Genomic DNA, 18,970 nt, shown 5'->3' on the forward strand with positions numbered 1-18,970 from the left:
GCCTGGAAAGATTACCCGACTGAGTCTTTGGATAATTGTTCGGCTGAAATCTGGAATGATTGGAATGCAGAATGCTTGACAGGAAAGGAACTTTTATTATGAAGAATAAAATTCTTCTGGCGATTGCAGACGGTCTGGGAGATCGGCCCTGTCCGAGCCTTGACGGGAAAACGCCGCTGCAATATGCCAACACGCCGCACCTGGACCGGCTGGCTGAGAAGGGATCCTGCGGAATCGTAGACCTTTACCGGGCGGGCGTGCCAGTGGGGACGGATTTCGGGCATATGATTCTCCTGGGGGGATATGACCTGAAGGACTACCCGGGGCGAGGTCCGATCGAAGCCTTTGGAGAGGGGGTAGAGCTCCTGCCTGGAGATGTCGCGCTCCGCTGTAATTTCGCCAGCGTCGACGGGGATTTCCTCGTCAAAGACCGGCGGGCGGGACGGATTCGCGAGGGGACCGGGGAGCTGGCGCGGGCCTTGAACGGACTGGAGATCGATGGGGTTCAGATCCTTTTTAAAGAGGCCACAGAGCACCGCGCAGTTCTGGTCCTCCGCGGAGAGGGCCTGTCAGACCGCATTTCTGATACGGATCCCAAGGTCGAGGATCATAGGATCAACTTTGCCCGGGCTCTCGACGGGTCCAAGGAGGCGGCATTTACAGCGGAGGTCTTGAATCAGTTTCTCATAAGAGCGCACGAGATTCTGGGCGGGCACGCTCTGAATCAAAAGCGCCTTGCCGCCGGACAGCTGGCAGCCAACGCAATCCTGACCAGAGGAGCGGGTAAGATGCCCGCGATCCAGAAGGTCACAGAAGCTCTTCACTATACCGCGGCCTGTGTCGCGGCGGAGAGCACGGTTTTAGGTGTCGCCAGAATCGCGGGTTTTGATGTCATGACCGACAGCAGCTTCACGGGGAACCTGGACACAGATGTGGAAAAGAAGGCCGGCATGGCAGTGGAGGCGCTGAAAGACCATGACTTTGTCGCGCTTCACTATAAGGCGACAGATCTGATGGGACATGACAATCGTCCGTCAGGGAAGGTACAGGCAATCGAGAAATATGACCACATGCTCGCCTGTGTCGAGCAACTGATCGCCGCCAGGGAGGATCTGGGAAATGTCATCATTGCGCTCGCCGCGGATCATTCGACGCCCTGCGAGCGAAGAGAGCACAGCGGAGATCCTGTACCCGTCGTTATTTCTGGAGTGAACATCAGGCGGGACGCGGTTTTGAAATATGACGAGATCTCCTGCGCCGCGGGCGCTCTTTGCCGCATGAAGGGGGCAGATTTTCAGGCGACGCTTCTTGACTATCTGGAGGTCTCTCCCAAGCAGGGGAACTGAAGGAGGTGAATGGGGAAATCGAAACCGGGGGATCCGCCTTGCGATTCATGGAGGGGACAGGAGGGAGAGTGCGCATAAGCGCCTTCACCAAGTCTTCACAGAAATGTTTCAGATGGACTTGACATTTGTAACATTTATGTAATAATAAGATCCATGGATAACAAAAATGTAAAAAACAAAGTCAAGCACCTGCGCCAGTCACTGGCCAATCACAGACTGCAGAATCGTCTGGCAGTCGGCCTGCTGGTTGCGACAACAGTATTCTCCGGCGCTATGTCCCTGCAGACAATGGGAAGTACCGGCGATTCGGCGTCCGAGGCAATGGCTTCTGCCCAGGCTACGACAGCCAGTGTCAGCCAGGAGCAGGTAGACCTGGTGGGTGCTTCCGAGAATGAAGCACAGACAGATGCGGCGAGTCTTTCGGGCCAGCTGACGGCCAAGGCGGCAGAGTCTCTGGCACAGACCGGCGACAAGACGATTGCCGAGGCTAAGCAGAAGGCCGACGAAGCCAATGCGAAGGCGGCCGAGGAAGAAGCCAAGGCAAAGGCAGCTGAGGAGACCAAGACAAAAGCGGCCAAGAGCAGGGCGATGAAGAAGGCTCAGGCAGCTGCAGCCGAGCAGGCCGCAAGCGCGCAGACAGCAGCGACGAATACGGCTGAGAGCACATCTCAGGAAACGGACTCAGTGGAAGTCAGCACGGTCAGCCCCTACTTCGGTTCTGACGGACTTCTCGTCATGACGGGAAGCGCCAATGCCCGCGAGGTGGCAAGACTGCTTCTGGCCATTCCGGGACATAGAAAGGGATCCGCCTACCACAAGTCAACCGGACTGGACAGCCTGATTGATGATCTCTCTGTCGAGGAGGCCACCTGGGTCATTCACACCATTGAGGGCAAGGGCTTCGGGCAGACGAGCTCCGGTTACGCGGGAGTCGACAGCCATGCCAGCCACCAGGCTTTTCTGACCAAGCAGGTCAATCGCAGATTCGGCGGCAATATCAGAACGCTGCTGAAGAAGTGGGGAACCTACTCCTACGGCGGATATTAAGAAAATCATCCTGTATCTTGTCAGGCTACAGATGGACAATGGAATATATGTTTTTTGAGCATTCTCTATTGTCATGAATAAACGCTGAATGATATAACCCCTCCCACCAGACGGTGGGAGGGGTTTTTAAGTTGTGCGCCTGGCGGCGCACGTTTTCTAACCGGTGCAAGTCCGGAATCCGCCCGGTAGTGGGAAGGATATAGCCGAAGGCAAGGGTGTTCATCGTGAGGTGGAATCTGAAGGAAGCCGGATGTGGGAACAGACTAACCACGGGCAAATCTCTGGTCTGACGAACAGAAATCACATAGAAGGTCTCGTGTGAGGGTAAGACTGCAACACAAGCCGAAGCCCAATAACTACACGGAATCATACGGGATAAATGTGGCAGATAGATGGAGAGAAAGAAACGTGTGGTACCCGGGGAGGCCTGCGCGGAACGCTCCGAAAGGAGTAACCATCGCCGAAAGCGTTGCTGAACGCGCAGGAGTCAGCAGAGGTCATAGTAGCGGAAAACCGTGAAGGGCCGAATCAACAGGAGTCCTAAGTACAACCCGGAAAGGAGGAAAGGGCGAATGGGTACAGAAAACACTGGAAACAATGGCTGCTCGCAAAGAGATAGCGCGGAACGCAAAGGGTATGTGAGAGCGCACCGCTCTTTCAACCGGATATGGAAGGAAAGGGACAGTGCAGAGCCGGATATTCTCGGGAAGATACTGGATAAGGATAACCTTAACCGTGCCTATAAGAGAGTGAAGGCAAACAAGGGAGCGCCCGGAGTCGATGGGATGACCATCGAGGACGCGCGTGCGTGGTTAAAGGAGCATCAGAGTGAACTCATAGAGAAGATAAGGAGAGGACATTACACTCCCTCTCCCGTGAGACGCAAAGAGATCCCGAAGCCAGACGGCGGAATACGAAAGCTTGGTATTCCGACGGTAATCGACCGCACTATCCAGCAGGCTATGGCTCAACAGATCATGCCCATCTATGAGCCACTGTTTTCGGACGGAAGCTTCGGCTACCGACCGGGAAGAAGTGCAAAGGAAGCCATTCGGAAGATAAAGGAGTATGTGGAGCAGGGATACACGAGAGCCGTGGTTCTCGATCTGTCCAATTATTTCGATACGATAGGCCATGTGAAACTGCTCAACCTCTTACGGCAGAATGTAAAGGACGAGCGGGTCATACAGCTGATCAAAAGGTATCTGAAGAGTGGAGTGATGGAAAACGGTGTTGTGACTCCGACAGAAGAAGGTTCACCGCAGGGCGGAAGTCTCTCTCCCCTGTTGGCGAACATATATCTGAACGAGTTTGATCAGGAGTTCAGTAAACGAGGGGTGCCGTGTATCCGCTATGCAGATGATATCGTCCTGCTGGCGAAAAGTGAGCGGGCATCGCTAAGGCTACTGGAATCCAGTGTGAAGTACCTTGAGGAAACCTTGAAGCTAAAGGTGAATCGGGGGAAAAGCAGAACGGTCAGCGTGTTTGCAACTCGAAATTTTAAGTACCTTGGCTTCTGCTTTGGGAAGGGGAAGAAAGGCGTATTCATCAGAGTACATCAGAAATCCAAGAAGAAGTTCAAGGACAAGTTGCGCGGGCTCACTTCCCGGAGCAGATGCGGCAGCATAGTCAATACCATGAAGCGTATAGAAAAGAGTGCGCGGGGATGGTTGAACTACTACGGCATTGCAGATATGAAAAGCAACATCGAAGACATCAACGGCTGGTTGTACAGGAGAATTCGCATGTGCATCTGGAAGCAGTGGAAACTGCCAAGGACACGCAAACGGAAGCTTCTGGGGCTGGGCCTGCCTGAATGGGCAGCCTGCGAAGGAGCATATAGCCGTAAGTCCTACTGGCGCATGTCGAATGTTGGAGTGGTCAAGAGGGCGTTAACAAAAGAAAGACTGATACACTGGGGATTCTTTGATCTATCCACAGCATATCAGTCCATGCACGTCAACTGTTGAAACCGCCGTGTACCGAACGGTACGCACGGTGGTGTGAGAGGACGGCGGCTAATCACCGCCTCCTACTCGATTGGCCGGAGCTCACTTCCTTATATCGGGCCGCTGTCAAAATCTGTAAAGTTGCGAGAGGGGAATTGACAAGGACAGGGGTAAACGATTACCTTTTTCAAAGGAAGTTAGTTTATACTAACAAAGCGCTAATTCATCGGATGATTCAAACGCGAGGAAATGAGTCGTTAGAAGACGGATCGGGAACGGAAGAAGGGAGAAAAACGTGAAAAAAGCCATGATTACAAGGGGAGGAAGCTTGCTGGCGTCCGCCCTGCTTGTCATGACAAGCTGCTTTTTGCCTGTGTCGGCGGCAGAGAAGCAAGAGGGACCGAGTGAGGTCAAGAGCGCTACCGTCAGCGGGTTTATGCCGGAGACTTTGAATCTGGAATTTACAGACCAGAACTGGATGAATCAGATCAAGGAGCTGACGGTTGACGGCAGTAAATATGTGAAGGGTACGATCAGCTGGGGGACGTCTGAGAAGGTCTGGCAGGTGACGGAGGTCACGGGAGCTTATGGAAGATACCGGGCGCTGAAGCTGGTCAACCCGGATTATCCGGCCCAAATCACGATCAAGGCAAAGGGCTACCAGACGATTAAGGTCAAGGTAGAGAAGAATGCCGCCGTTTACCCTTATGAATATAAGGCGACGGTGGAAAAGGAGAGCGGGAGCCAGTCGGGCAGCGGAGGCCAGTCCGGCAGCGGAAATCAGTCCGGCGGCGGAGGTCAGTCCGGTGGCGGAAATCAATCCGGCAGCGGGAATGTGCCGGGCGGAAACACGGCGGGCAAGATCAATCTGAGTCAGCTGAAGCTCAGCCTGGGTCTCTGGGGCAGCACCTGGAAGATCACGGTCTCGGACGCGGATGCTTATGTTGCCAAGGTAAAGGAGATCTCTGTCAACGGAAAAGTATGGACGGAGAATCCCTACAGTCCCAATATGGGAGGAAGATACCAGAAAAAGGCTGAGACAAATCAGCTGATTTTTGCCGCCCAGGATTTCAGCGCCGCGCAGACCATTCCCATTTTAAAAAGCGGAGACAGTGTCCGCGTTAAGGCGGAGGGCTATGAGGATCTGAGCTTCAAGTTCCTTATCGATGCTGATGGGAATGCCAGCCTGGCTGAGGACGATCAGCAGGGCGATCCCTATGAATTCAGGGTTAAGTTGCAGGGCTCTTTCGAGGCAGCCATCAAGGGGCAGAAGAACTATGATGGCGTGACAAGCGCCAGTCTCAGCGGAACATCCCAGAACCAGAACAGCAGTGTCAAGGTCTATGGGGCCCTGGTCAAGAAGGGGCAGGAGCCGAGTGACCAGGACTGGGAAGAACTGGATCATACTTCGAAAATCCAGCTGGATCCCGGCCAGTGCAGGGTAAATCTTGTGCCGGATACAGCCAGCGGTACTGCGGCGGGAAGCCAGAGCGGGATGGAGGGACGTTACCTGACCCTGTCCAGCAGTCTGACCCTGAGCGGAACACCTAAGGATCCGGGTCGCTATCTGATTTCTGTCTCGGTAGCAGACCGGCAGGGGCGGGTGGCAGTCAGCAACAGCCTCCCCTTCACAGTATATTCGGGTCAGGAGAAGCTGGCGGATCAGCTGAAGGAGGAAAATCTCAAAAAATATGCCAATGGCCTGATGGCCTGGGATATCATGGAGCCCTGGGCGATCCGGGAGTTTGGAAGCAATGTGTCCGGACAGGACAATGCGGTTCGAGTACCGGCTAAGCTTGAGGTTTGGTTCGGTTCCCATGAGAGCGGAACCTATGGGGTGCTCGGATATGATATCGCCTGGGAAGATGTGGAGCAGGGAAGGATTCCACAGACCCTCTATATTCCCGCCGGCTGCGATCTGACCCTGAAGAATATGAAGATCTTGAGCAGTGTCCGCATCGTCGTTGAGAAGGGGGGTAAACTGAATCTGTCAGACTCCACGGTTCAGGGAATTATCGATGTGCAGGACGGGGGAAAATTCTCCATGAATTATGATTCCTTCGCGGGGAAATTCACGACAGGGGCATCCATCTGCGGACAGCTTCGCCTGGCGGACGGAGCGATCCTCGAGAACGCGGCTATTTATTCTAATGCGAACTACCTGGCCAACGGAAGCCGGACGGATCGCACGACAGCGGAGCCGGTCGTGACGATGAGTGGAAATGTCACAGTAAAGGGACAGGTATTTATCAGGGGAGATGAAGCGGGAAGTGACCGGGGACAGACTGCTCTGCGTGTGAGGGGCAGGCTCTATCTGGAAGACGGGGCACAGCTGGCCGCTTACGGCGGAGCTGGAAAGGTTCTTCTGAACGCAAAGGGCGGAAACGCCATTGAATTAGAGGAAGGAAGTAAGATCGACGGCAAGGGGAAAGTGATAGCGATCGGCGGCGATGTCCTCTGGGGTGATGGCGGGAACGCCATTAGCGGAAAGGGGAGCATTGAGACAGCTGAGGCTTTCCTGCAGGGAGCAAATGCCAGTAAGCTGAGAAATTCCAATCCGGGCAAGGCAATCGCCGGAGAGGTGAAGGTGACCAGCTCCAGACAGCATATAGCGGACGGCGCGCAGAGTGAGGCGATCGGGGCGGACGATCCCCTGCTGAAGCTTTACTGGAGGACAGGAATCGACCCGACGCCGGCAATGGATCTGTATCAGACGCGGGAGGTCAAGCCACAGGATTCCGAGGAAGAGGATCCGAGTCCAAAGAAGCCGGGTCCGGAAAAGCCTGAGACGGAGGATCAAAAGAAGCCGGGGGCGGAAGACGTCGGAAGAGAGAATTTAAATCCAGTGAAGCCGGGGACGGAAAACTCCGGGATTAAGAAGCAGGATCAGGCGAGCGCGCGGATCAGAGCAAATGGCAAGTCTGTATCAGATCAGAAGACGGCGCTCGGCAGTCAAAAGACGGACAAGTCTCGGAAGTCTGCCCAGAACCAGCAGAATTCAATGAGACAGGAGGTGACGGCCGCAAAGACAGGCGACGAACAGTCGCTTCTGATCGGAATCGCTGTCGCCCTGCTTGCAGGCAGTTTTCTGACTTGGGTTCGTCTTGCGATTATCAAGCGCAGAAGGAATGAGAAGTAAAGAAGGGCAAGAGTATAAGGAATCAAGATATCAAGAGGCCGAGAGGCCAAGAAATCGAGAGCATAAGAGTGTAAGCGTATAAGGGTAAAACGCGGGCATGGTTTTCAATGAGATCCGCGGTTTGGAAGAGGAAGTAAGGAGCGAGGATTTGTCTGTATGACAGGTCCTCGTTTTTTGCGGGGATAAGACGGATAAAAGAGCCACATCAGGTGGAAAAGTATGGAGTAATTGGGGTGGAATCATCACGATGAATGGGAAGAAGAGATATCGTCTGTATAAATTACACAAAAATAAAAACAGAGAATTGTTATATTTGCAAGGCGATAGGTAGTTGACTTTTTGAGGCAAAGGGGTAAGATAAATTCAAGATATGAAAAGGTTTACACATCCATCAGAAGGAATTAGGGACGGATATGTTGTGACCTTTTCTATTTGAGAGAAATGTGAAAAGGTTTACACAAAAAATCAGGGAGGTAAGACATGAGGAGTAGGAAGTATCTAGCAGTATTCTTAGCAGTATTAACCGCAGCTTCTGGGCTGATGGCCTGCGGAAACAGTGGTACGAAAGGCGCTGGGGGAAATACATCTTCTGATGCAAAGAAGATTAATGTGCTAGTGGAGAGTGGTTCGCCGGCAGAGACTCTGGCGAAGAGTACCTCGGAGGAATTTAAGAAGCAGACCGGTTATGAGGTAGTTGTGGACGCGGTTGCCTATTCAGGAATGTATGACAAAATATCAACTGAGGTCAAGGCAAATCAGGCAACACACGATGTCGCCTGCATGGATGTCGTCTGGCTCCCGGCATTCCAGAAGGCAATCGAGCCGCTGAAAAATGCAGATACAAGCGATTTCCTTCCAACATTGGAATCCTCTGGGAGTATGAATGGACAATTGCTGGGGTATCCTATGTGGGTTAATTCCAAAATATTGATTTATAGAAAAGACCTGATTCCAGAGAACAAGGTGCCAAAGAACTGGGACGAATATAAGGAGTTGGCTAAGCAATTAAAGACAAATGACATGTATGGAACGACGGTCTTTGGCAGTGGTTCAGATGCAGTCTGTTCTTTTCTTGATTTCGCATGTCAGGCAGGCGCAAAGGGTCTGGTCTTTGATAAAGATGGAAAGGTTAATTTGACGGATCAGGCCTATGTGGATGCGTTGAATTTCATGAAAGAGATGGCGCAGGCAGATTATTCTCCCTCAGATTCTTTATCGACGGCGGCAACAGAGTCTCAGGAATTATTTACCAATGGGAAGGTTGCGATGCAGTTGAACTGGAGTCATCAATATCCCGCGGCTGTTAAAGCGCTTGGTGCGGACAAAGTCGGGTGTGCGCCTATGATTGGTGGAAGCGCTGGAATTGGGGCGACCACAGGTCCCTGGTATGAGTGCGTCATGAAGGCGTCAAAGAACAAAGAGATTGCAGAACAATATATCAAATTTATGTACGACCACAATGGAGACTACATGAAACAGACGCTTAAGATTGCGGGGCGCAAGTCTGTGTATGAAAGTGCCGCGAAAGAGCAGGGAAATGAACATACATCAGCAGTTCTTGCAACACTTAGCGCAGCACAGTCACAGGCAAGACCGATGGTTGAAAACTGGCCGAAGATCGAAGAGGTATTGACAGGAACAGTAGAGTCAGTTCTGGGAGGCGCAGATGCAAAAGAAGCTCTCGCAGGTGCAAAGAGTCAGATTGAGCAGATGAGCCGATAAGCTGTTTGCCAGAGGCTGCCACATCAGGAATGGAGTGGCAGTCTCTGTTCATGACAATGGAATAATCGTGGAGCGTGTATTCCATTGTTGTTCAAGGGGATGATATGAAACTAATATCGAGAAGAACATTATTGATTTTTTTCTTGCCTGGAGCCATTTTCATGGGGATATTTTTAGTATATCCAATTATAAAAATGGCAGTTGACAGCTTTTTTTCAATTGATATTACTGGGACCAGAGAATTTATTGGTCTACAAAATTACAGTAGAGCATTTTCTTCCTCAGGCGGATTCCTGAAGCAATTGAAGAATACGATGATCTATATTTTGTTTGCGGTTGGATTCGAAACGGTTCTTGGTATGCTTTTTGCCTTGATTTTTGAATTAAATCATAAGGGAAGCAGATTGGTTCGTTCCTTTATGATGTCGCCTCTTATGATTGCACCTCTTGTTGCGGGATTGATATGGAAATTAATGATGAGTTCCAGTTTTGGAATTGTCAACGAATTATTGACGCGCATCGGTATTTTGTCGAAGCCGACGGATATTCTATGGCTGGCGAATCCCAAATGGGCACTGATCGCCTGCTGTATCGCAGACATCTGGCTGACAACACCATACATGATGCTCATGTTCCTGGCCGGTCTGCAGGGGGTAGACAGTAGTCTGCTGGAGGCCTCTAAAATTGACGGGGCAAACCTATGGAATCAGATTTTTAAAATAAAAATCCCCTTGATTAAGGGAGTATTATTAACGGCGCTATCGGTTCGAATCATTGATGCCGCTCGTACCTTTGACATTATCTGGGCAATGACTGAAGGAGGACCAAACAGCTCATCGGAGACGATCAGTATTGTGATTTATAAAACCCTGACCAGGTTTAATAACGCAGGTTATGCCAGTGCTATGGCTGTTATCTTTATCGTCGTGTTGGTTGTATTTACTCTGATATTTATGCAAAACCTCTGGAAACCACGGAAGTATTAGAAGAGAATGGAGATGATGTCGAAATGACGCTCAAATCAAAAATCCTTGAGAGAATTTTGATTGCAGGATCAATTATATTAGTTGTGCTATGGCTGTTTCCCTATATTTATGTGATTTGCTGTTCTTTCAAACCTGGAGCAGAAGTGATTGCGGTTCCTCCGACTTTCTTTCCCAAGGTGTTCTCTGTAGAAAACTTTGCCAATTTGTTTCAGAGAATGGACGCCTTGAAATTCCTGATGAACAGCCTGTCGACAAGTCTTATCAGCACGATGATTGCCCTTATTCTGGGATCCTTGGCGGCGTATGCGATTCAGCGCTCAGGCAGCAGGATATCAGTTGGTCTGATTGTTTTGATCCTCTGTTTAAAGATGATTCCCACATCGAGCATTGCGGTTCCGATTTATGAGATTATCAGTCGGCTGGGGCTATATGATACGCGAATTGCGCTGATTATTGTGTATGCAGCGATTAATATGCCTTTTGTGATGTGGACAATGCTCAGTTTTTATGAGGGGATTCCAAGGACTCTAGACGAGGCGGCCTGTGTCGATGGCTGTACCAGTCATCAGACATTTTGGAAGATTATATTGCCGATTGCAAGTCCGGGATTGGCAACGGCCTTTATTTTTACGCTGTTTCAGGCCTGGAATGATTTTTTGATCGCACTCCTTTTGACGAGTACCACAGCCAAGACATTTACGGTTGGGCTGGCTGGATTTTTATCAGCATACAGCATAGATCTGGGGCCTATGTGCGCAGGCGCATTCCTGTTCAGTTTTCCGGTAATGGTTCTCTCTTTGGCCGCACAGAGGTATATTGTCAGGGGAATTACTGCAGGTGCGGTAAAGGGGTAAACAGATATGAGGAAAGAAACTTTTTATGATGTCACAAAGTGGAGAGATGGTGATCCATATGTTGATATTGGCTATGTCCTGAATTCAATTATTTCAGATATAAAGAGACGGAAAAGCGAATCTGAAATGATAGATACTTGTGGAGAAGGGTATGCAGGGGCAGTTATCTTCCTGCCGCCAGGCGATTATCCTTTAAAAACACAGGTTCGAATTGATTGCAGCTACTTAAAAATTATGGGTGCGGGACATGGCTTTATATCTTCGAGTATTCGCTATAACCTTCCTGAGCTTGCGTGGGGGCAATTACATGAAATATGGCCGGGGGGGAGTCGCATCATGGTTGAACTTCCGAAGAAGGGAGAAAACGAACCTGATGGAGCGGCTTTTCTTGTTGAGAGAGAAGGAAATCCAAGAATCAGTTCTGTAGAATTTGCGAACTTTTGTATCGATGGTTTGCACTTTACAGATGATACAGGTGAAATGGAGAATCCGGAGAATAGCTATCGAAATGGAAAGACCGGGATTTTGGTTAAAAGCGCCCAGGACTCTTTTCGGATTAACGAGATGGGATTTGTCTATTTGGAGCACGCATTGACAGTCTATCACGCAGATGCATTATCGATTCATGACAATTTTATCGCAGAATGCGGTAATTGCATTGAGTTAAGAGGTTGGGGTCAGGCGTCTAAAGTTACGGATAACTTGATTGGAGCAGGGTTTCATGGCTATTCTGTTTATGCTGAAAATTTTGGAGGTCTTTTGATCACGGGGAATAATATTTTTCCGCGAGGAGAGAGCGTGGTGCGGTTTTTCCATGTGTCGAAATCAAATATCAGCGCGAACCGCTTCCATGCTTTTTATCCGGGTATGCTGGTTTTTGAAAGACAGTGTTGTGAAAATCTGGTTTCTGCCAACCATTTTTTAAGGGATAATGAGCCATGGACTCCGATGCGGGAGTACAATAATAAGAGAGATGATGACGGGGGCCTCTTGTGCATCAGCGGGAGTGATAATTCTCTGATCGGAAATCATATTTCCTATTTTTGCAAAAGGGATATGTTACGGCCATTGGGGTGTCATCCGGTAATCATTTATATTTCAGACGGAGAGAGTAATTATATTGCTCAGAATCATATTGTTGCAAGGACTGAAAATAAGAGGACGGAAACGTCAGATGCCTGCTTTGCGTCTCAGGTTGAGGCTTTGACGAGTGCAAAAAGAGAGGACTTAGAGATAATCGCCGTCATGATAGAGACAGGAGCTGAGCGCAATATCGTTTTGGATACCGGAAGATCGGATCAGTTGAAGCTTGATCCCGAGAAGAATATAGTACGGCCTCTGCCCGCGATATAGGGTGGGAATCTTAGACGAGGGGGACACAATGATTGGAATACAGGATGTCGCAAAGAAGGCGGGAGTTAGTATAGGGACCGTCTCACGTGTGTTGAATAATAACGGATATGCTTCAGCTAACGCGCGGGAAAAGGTAAGAGAGGCTGTCCGAGAATTGAATTATCAGCCGAATGAAATGGCAAGAAACCTCCTGCAGAAGAGAACGATGAATATTGCAATTATTGTTCCCAATCTTCAGAATCCATATTTCAGCGAGCTCGTATCGGAGTGTGAGAGGAGTCTCAGACAGTATAACTATAAAACAATGCTTTGCGAGACAAATGGGGAGAAGAGCAATGAACAGCTTTATCTCGATATGTTAGATCGGAATATGGTTGATGGAATTTTGACCTGTACACATGATTTGAGGCAGGATCGCTATGTTAAGGCGCAGGGGCCGATTGTCTCATTTGACACGATTTATGTTCCGGGACAGATAGAGAGAGTCACGGTCGATCATTATAAAGGCGGGGCTCTGGCTGCAAATGAATTGCTTCGATCCGGCTGCAAAAGGGTTCTTCAGTTTCGGGATCATAAGACAAAAGCAGAATTTCCTTTTAACAAACGCCATGAGGAATTTGAAAGGATTATGAGGGAAAATCATGCGGAGTGCGTTAATGTTCTGATTCGCTGGAATGAGTTTGATGATGGTTATTTTGAGGAACTGTGTCAGGACTGTTTTCAAAAGTATCCGGAGATCGATGGCGTCTTTGGGACAGATTCTTTTGTGCTGCATTACATGAAATATGTTCAAACACAAGGGAAAAAAATTCCGGATGACATACGTTTTGTCTCCTTTGACGGGGCCAGTTTCCTGAATATGATCTATCCGACAGTGACCTGCATTAAGCAGCCGATCAGATCTCTGGCGGATGTTGGAGTCAGGACTTTGATGCAGAAGATACAGGGTGAATTCGTTTCAGAGAGTGAGATCAAGCTCGATGTAGAACTAATACGGGGGATATCATCTATGACAAAAGAAGAATACCAGGAGTATCAAAGGAAAAGACTATGAATTATACATTAGAGGAGGCGCGGGCGTATGAGAGAAGGAAGATATCGGATATCAGCGCAGAAGAAAGGCCCGGTTATCATCTGACACCGGCCTGTGGCTGGCTGAATGATCCAAACGGATTTTCCTATTACAATGGAAAATATCATCTATATTATCAATATTATCCATATGCAAGTCACTGGGATGCGATGCATTGGGGCCACTGGTCCAGCTTCGATTTGTTGCATTGGACCTATGAGCCAGCAGCCTTGGCTCCGGATCAGACATATGAAACAGGTGTGTTCTCCGGAAGCGCAATTACAGATCGGGATGGAACGCTTCTGCTGATATATACAGCACATGACGAAAGGCTGTGCGATGATAAGACGATAGATCGCTGTGAGAGACAGTGCATTGCCAAAGGTGATGGGTATCACTTTAAAAAATATGGCCCCGTGATCACTGAAAATGATCTGCCTGAGGAGGGGGATAAAAGGAACTTCAGAGACCCCAAAATATGGTTTGAAGGTGGAAAATATCATGCGGTGATAGCTCTTCGAGACAACAAAAGTGGCTTGGGAGAGATTGTTCTCTATGAATCTGTGGATGCCTCGCACTGGAAATATCAGGGAGTACTCCTGAAGAATGATGGCGTTTATGGACGAATGTGGGAATGCCCGGATTTCTTTAATCTGGGCGAGAAGCATGTTCTGATGATCTCTGCGATGAATGTTCAGGGGAAAGATCAAAATCTCCGAAACGGCTTTTGCGTGCTGGCATTTCTCGGGGAATATGATAAACAGTTAAAGAAATTTCAGGTGAAGGCAGTGCAGGGGCTGGATTTGGGATTTGATTGTTATGCGGCTCAAACCCTGCGGATGCCGGACAAAAGGCGGATCATGATTGCCTGGATGCAGGCGCCTGAGAGCGGAAGTCTGGCTCCTGAAGGCGCGAAATGGTTTGGCATGATGACATTTCCAAGAGAGATATTCTTTCGGGATGGAAAGCTATGCCAGCGTCCGATCCGGGAGATTGAAGAGCTATATGAAGATACAGTTATATGTAAAGATGTCTCTGCATCTATAGATCAGCAATCCGGGGATCTCAATAAACAGTGGAAATACTTAGAAAAAGTTTCTGACCGTGTGATGGATGTGAGCCTGCATATACAGGGGGAGAAACATATGACGGATTTCCGGATCCGGTGCGCTCAGAAGGAAGAGCTTTATCTGGAGCTTGCTTACGACAGCGTGAGACAGATTTTGAGTGTCGACAGAAGTCGCACAAATCGTTCCGCTGATCTGCCATCCCTGCGCGAATTATATGTTGCTCAGGATCAGGAAATGAATCTGCGAATTCTTTTGGATGAGTACTCATTTGAGATATTCGTGAATGATGGGGAGATCGTTTGCAGCGGAACCATCTATGAGATGCCAAGAGACGCAAAAGGTTTCTGCATTTGTTCCGCGCAGAATCATATATCAATTGTGAAGCATAGATTGAAAAGAGTTGAGATGCAGAATAATCTATAGATAAGTCTGTGTAGGTACAGGGAATGAATCGAAGCGAACGTGTTCTAAGATGAGGATTTTTTGCTGTGATGGAATAGAATTATGAAATAATACGAGTAAGCTGTCTGGAAGAGGAGATTCTGTCATGAAACAGTATGATGTAACAGCCCTGGGCGAGTTGCTGATTGATTTTACAGAGAACGGGCTTTCCGAGCAGGGAAATCCCCTTTTGGAGGCCAATCCTGGTGGGGCTCCCTGTAATGTGCTGGCCATGCTGGCCAAGTATGGGCGCAGGACGGCGTTTATCGGCAAGGTAGGAGAGGACGCCTTCGGCCGGAAGCTGGCAGGGATTCTCGCGGAGTGCGGGATTGATACCGAGGGGCTCTGCTTTGATTCTCAGGTTCATACCACGCTGGCTTTTGTGCATAAGTTGGCCGATGGGGACCGGGACTTCTCCTTCTACCGCAATCCGGGGGCGGACATGATGCTGTCAGTTGCGGATGTCAGGAAAGACCTGATCCGGCAGAGCCGGATCTTTCACTTTGGAACTCTGTCCATGACAGATCCGGTCTGCAGGCAGGCGACGGAGGCGGCCATTGGGCTGGCGAAAGAGTCGGGGGCTTTGATTTCCTTTGATCCCAACCTGCGTCCGCCCCTCTGGAGGGACATGGCAGAGGCAAGAGAGGCCATGATCTACGGCATCTGCCACTGTCATGTTCTTAAAATCTCAGACAATGAGGTGGAATTCCTCACCGGGATGAAGGATTATGACCAGGCGGCAAGCTGGATACAGAAGGAATATGGACCGCGCCTGATCTGCATTACCTTGGGTGAGAACGGAAGCCTGGCCTACTACAAAGATGAGATTGTCTATGCTAATCCCTATCCGGCAGCAGAGCTCGTGGATACAACGGGAGCAGGAGATACCTTTACCGGGAATATGCTTAACTTCCTCCTGGAGAGGACAGATCAAAAGAATACTGGAGCGGACGGATTGCAGGAGGAAGGAACAGGAGTTCTTCTAGAGGATCTTGAGGCTGATGAATTAGAGCGCATGCTTAAGAGAGCCAATGCGGGAGCTTCTTTGATTGTCAGGAGAAGAGGAGCTCTGCGCATGATGCCGGAGCCGGAGGAAATTACGGCTCTCTGTAGGGAAAAGTAGGAATCGGGTGTCCGGTGTCAGCTCTTTTTCTGCCAGCTGGATGCGATCCATGTTGGAAACGGAAGACTTGATTTGTGGAGAGAGCGGATGAACATCCTGTCGGGATAGAGCACAACAGCCATCATTGGCTGTCTGGCGATTGCGACGGTCATGGGAGCTGTCATCGGAATTGAGAGGGGATTAAAAAGGCGTTGAGCCGGTATCAAGACCCCATGCGCTTGTCTGTCTGGGATCGGCGCTGGTAATGCTTACCGGTCAGTATATGAGTATTCAGTTTTATCAGCAGGCAGATTCGGCCAGGCTGGGCGCCCAGGTCATCAGCGGTGTGGGTTTCTTAGGTGTGGGCACCATTTTGGTCACAGAGAAACAGGGGATTAAGGGATTGACTACGGCGGGGCTTTGGACCTGTGCCTGCGTGGGACTGGTTGGAGGAAACGGCTTTGCAAGAGACTATAGCACCTCCGGCCTGAACTTCGATCTGGAGGTGACCGGCGTTTACATCAAATGACGTGACGATTGGGAGTTTGCCGGAATATATACGGATGAAGCCGTTGCGTGATTGATACAAGGATTTCTGCCCGTTTTCGTTAGGGTGTTTTGAATATAAGGAATTATCGCCTTTCTCACACCGATGGGTGCGCAGAGGGTTTATTTTTTTTTGCTTGCCCTTGAGGAGAAGTTGTCAACCATTATTGACAAGATCACTCTCTTACCGAGAAGTTCGGACGTTTTTGCACCAAATTCTCGATGAAAGGGCGCTTTTTCATGCCAACTGCAAGGAGGTGACGGTGCATGGTTGACAATTTCGGTCTGAAGATTGGCTTGGGGGCGAGAAGGAATTCAAAAAACCACGAGGCAATCATCAACCATTGCTGAAATTTTGAGGATAAATAGGGAAAGAGTTATCATAAAGTAAGGAATATTTGAATTTGAAGGAGGCAATCATAGTGAATGAATTTAACGAATTTATTCGTGAGGTTTTTTCTGCAGCAGGTGATATTGTCATAAAATCCATGATGGGCGGATATCTTGTATACCTCAATGGCAGACTGATAGGTGATATTTGTGATAATGAACTGTTTTTAAAGAGAACGCCGACAACTGATAAACTTCTTGCAGACTCAGAATTGCGTTATCCCTATGAAGGTTCAAAGACATTGATGTATGTATTCGACAGATTTGAGGATACGGATTTGATTACAGAACTTCTGGATGGTATGTATGCGGAACTGCCCGAAAAGAAACCCAAGAAAGCTAAATGAGACAGGCAATCTGATGAAATCAACGAAAAGAAAGTAACTCAACTATCCGGATATTCGTATTCTATGTTCAGTGTCCTACTTGCAACCACATATAGGGATTTATTCAGTCAAAAAGACAGGATGAGGTAGTTAAGGACAATGAGCTTACAAGGGAGCTAATGGGGAAATACATTGACTTTGTTCTATGTGAGGGGAACATCGTTCAGAAAATCATATGGAAATAGACGCATGGGAGAGAGAAATCACTCTCTTTTAACCTGTTTCAAGTGTTTATACACATCTCCGGGTTTGAACGAAATTATAAAACTCGAAATAAAAAGGTGGAAATCCACCTGAATTATTCTTGAGAGGTAGCTATATGATAATTAAATGAGATTATTATCTATATTAAAAAGATGGTGATTGTAAGGAAGCACATTATTCCTAAACATGATAATGATGGTATTTTATACATTGGAGCAGAGGATTTTTTGCTATCGTTGTAGTGGTTGGGGGAGTCCTTAAAAAGTACGTCCCTGAAATTGTCAAAGGGATCCGTAAGATTCGGAAAGGCTGAGGAGATAGGAGGATAAACAAGTGCTGCTGTTTTCAACAATTCTGGATATAAACGCATCTATGAAAAAAGATGATTTCATTCGGCTGGTTATAGAATGGAATCAGGGTAGTCCATACACAAGTAATATTATCCCGGGGATTGATTGGCATGGCGAAAGAAATATTCGCTATGGCAATGATAAACTGTGGCTTGCAATTGAGGAATATCGAAATCAGAATGTGATTGCCGTCCGCTATGAAAAGCAGGAAGAGGATGGTTCTATTTGGGATACAGATTATGTCATGAACTTCTCAGCAATGAAGATGGCTGTTCGTCTTGACAGAAGCTATACGCAAGAAGCGCTTTTTACAGATCCGAAGTTCTCGACACCACATTTTATAACCTTGCTTATTGAACGCAGATACCTTAAAGATGACGGAAATCTCCCGGTTTCACGCGACCCGGAGTTTATTGATGAAGATAATCTGGAATTAGTTTCAGACATAATTAATGGGAGAAGAAAATATAAACTTCTAGTAGTCTATATTTCAAGTACTTATTATGACGAGGATCCAGTTAATGTTAAAGTGCTTGCAGGTCGATTAAAGGGTGTTGCACATGTACTTGTTCAAAAAAGCAATGTTACAAATCTCCGATTAAAGGATATGTGCGATAGCAAAAATGAATACTACGGTGCAATAGGTATTTATTATCCGAATCAGGCTATTGGACATCGCAGATATCTTTATCGAAGTTCAATAGGGTATGACTCCTTCCTATTGGAAAAGGTAATAAGAGTTGCAATACAATACAGCAATTCACAGATGATAGATACTCTTTACACTTGGCAAGGTGTCAATAACGCATTGTTAAGAGACAGGCTTGTCAGCCAAAGGGAAGAGAGACTGGCTGCGGAGGCGGCACAAAAGCGTGCAGAACAGGAGGCAACTCATCTTCTTGATACATTAGATGAAGAGGGACGCAGAATCCGAAAACAGGCACTTGATGATGCCCGAACAGAGGCCGATAAGATTCTGGACGGTTTTGATGAGGATATGACACGTCTTCAAA

Annotated in this window: 14 protein-coding genes; all 14 read left to right on the top strand. The window is 48.4% G+C overall.

What is annotated here, in order from left to right; genetic code table 11:
* Positions 1-98: 98 nt before the first annotated feature.
* The gene (apgM, locus tag HMPREF1508_RS05345; RefSeq protein ID WP_044960157.1) at positions 99-1,346 is read left to right on the top strand and encodes a 2,3-bisphosphoglycerate-independent phosphoglycerate mutase; all 1,248 of its coding nucleotides are present in this window, start codon (positions 99-101) and stop codon (positions 1,344-1,346) included.
* A gap of 153 nt (positions 1,347-1,499) precedes the next feature.
* A complete protein-coding gene (locus tag HMPREF1508_RS09685; protein ID WP_049906906.1) occupies positions 1,500-2,393 on the top strand; it encodes a hypothetical protein in 894 nt (297 codons plus the stop codon).
* A gap of 572 nt (positions 2,394-2,965) precedes the next feature.
* Entirely contained in the window at positions 2,966-4,363 is a 1,398-nt protein-coding gene (gene ltrA, locus HMPREF1508_RS05355) for a group II intron reverse transcriptase/maturase (protein WP_044960158.1), read from the top strand.
* Positions 4,364-4,637: 274 nt separating this feature from the next.
* Positions 4,638-7,481 carry a hemoblobin-interacting domain-containing protein gene (locus HMPREF1508_RS05360; protein ID WP_049906907.1) on the top strand — a complete coding sequence of 948 codons (2,844 nt, stop codon included), beginning with the start codon at positions 4,638-4,640 and terminating at the stop codon, positions 7,479-7,481.
* 480 nt (positions 7,482-7,961) lie between these two features.
* Positions 7,962-9,203 (top strand): ABC transporter substrate-binding protein, encoded by a 1,242-nt coding sequence (locus tag HMPREF1508_RS05365; RefSeq protein ID WP_044960159.1) that lies wholly within the window; start codon positions 7,962-7,964, stop codon positions 9,201-9,203.
* 161 nt (positions 9,204-9,364) lie between these two features.
* Positions 9,365-10,189: a carbohydrate ABC transporter permease gene (locus tag HMPREF1508_RS05370; RefSeq protein ID WP_242834506.1), complete on the top strand. Its 825-nt coding sequence runs from the start codon at positions 9,365-9,367 to the stop codon at positions 10,187-10,189.
* Between the two features lie 23 nt (positions 10,190-10,212).
* Positions 10,213-11,043 carry a carbohydrate ABC transporter permease gene (locus HMPREF1508_RS05375; RefSeq protein ID WP_044960161.1) on the top strand — a complete coding sequence of 277 codons (831 nt, stop codon included), beginning with the start codon at positions 10,213-10,215 and terminating at the stop codon, positions 11,041-11,043.
* A gap of 6 nt (positions 11,044-11,049) precedes the next feature.
* On the top strand, positions 11,050-12,396 hold the full coding sequence (locus HMPREF1508_RS05380) for a fructotransferase (RefSeq protein ID WP_044960162.1): 1,347 nt from the start codon (positions 11,050-11,052) through the stop codon (positions 12,394-12,396).
* A 28-nt stretch (positions 12,397-12,424) separates the two neighbouring features.
* Complete coding sequence (locus tag HMPREF1508_RS05385; RefSeq protein ID WP_044960163.1) at positions 12,425-13,450, top strand: LacI family DNA-binding transcriptional regulator; 1,026 nt, start codon at positions 12,425-12,427, stop codon at positions 13,448-13,450.
* Complete coding sequence (locus tag HMPREF1508_RS05390) at positions 13,447-14,961, top strand: glycoside hydrolase family 32 protein (protein ID WP_044960164.1); 1,515 nt, start codon at positions 13,447-13,449, stop codon at positions 14,959-14,961. The genes HMPREF1508_RS05385 and HMPREF1508_RS05390 overlap by 4 nt, the downstream gene beginning before the upstream one ends.
* A gap of 124 nt (positions 14,962-15,085) precedes the next feature.
* Positions 15,086-16,102 (top strand): carbohydrate kinase family protein, encoded by a 1,017-nt coding sequence (locus tag HMPREF1508_RS05395; RefSeq protein ID WP_044960165.1) that lies wholly within the window; start codon positions 15,086-15,088, stop codon positions 16,100-16,102.
* A 262-nt stretch (positions 16,103-16,364) separates the two neighbouring features.
* Positions 16,365-16,610 (top strand): MgtC/SapB family protein, encoded by a 246-nt coding sequence (locus HMPREF1508_RS10550; RefSeq protein WP_242834507.1) that lies wholly within the window; start codon positions 16,365-16,367, stop codon positions 16,608-16,610.
* A 439-nt stretch (positions 16,611-17,049) separates the two neighbouring features.
* A complete protein-coding gene (locus HMPREF1508_RS05405; protein ID WP_044960167.1) occupies positions 17,050-17,364 on the top strand; it encodes a TfoX/Sxy family protein in 315 nt (104 codons plus the stop codon).
* Positions 17,365-17,940: 576 nt separating this feature from the next.
* On the top strand, positions 17,941-18,970 hold a 1,030-nt coding region (locus tag HMPREF1508_RS05410; protein WP_044960169.1), incomplete at its 3' end, for a hypothetical protein.

It is taken from the genome of Shuttleworthella sp. MSX8B (assembly GCF_000524295.1).
Classification (GTDB): Bacteria; Bacillota; Clostridia; order Lachnospirales; family Lachnospiraceae; genus Shuttleworthia; species Shuttleworthia satelles.